This window comes from Paraburkholderia sp. SIMBA_054, from assembly GCF_046534875.1.
Classification (GTDB): Bacteria; Pseudomonadota; Gammaproteobacteria; order Burkholderiales; family Burkholderiaceae; genus Paraburkholderia; species Paraburkholderia hospita.
Genome location: NZ_JAWRXV010000882.1, coordinates 1 through 267 on the forward strand (window position 1 = coordinate 1; position 267 = coordinate 267).

The 267-nt window shown below is 65.2% G+C and carries 1 protein-coding gene; it reads right to left on the reverse strand.

Annotated features, from left to right (window positions below; all coding sequences use genetic code 11):
- On the reverse strand, positions 1 to 267 hold a 267-nt coding region (locus SB822_RS57660), incomplete at both ends, for a hypothetical protein (protein ID WP_410859182.1).

Genomic DNA, 267 nt, shown 5'->3' on the forward strand with positions numbered 1-267 from the left:
TCGCCCGTCGAGCAGCCCGCTACCCACGCTCGCACCTGCTCGGCGGGCAGTGCCCCGCCGCCGCAAATACGGGGCAATACCTCACGCTCCACCGCTTCGAACGCTTCCCGGTCACGAAAGAAATTTGTCACGCCAATCAGCATGTCCTTGAGCAGCGCACGCGTTTCGTCGGGGTGACTGCCGAGATAATGTCGATAGGCCTTCAGGTCGGGCTGCGCGTTGACCTGCAGGCGCCGCTCGATGCGACGCAGGACCGTGGCGCGCTTG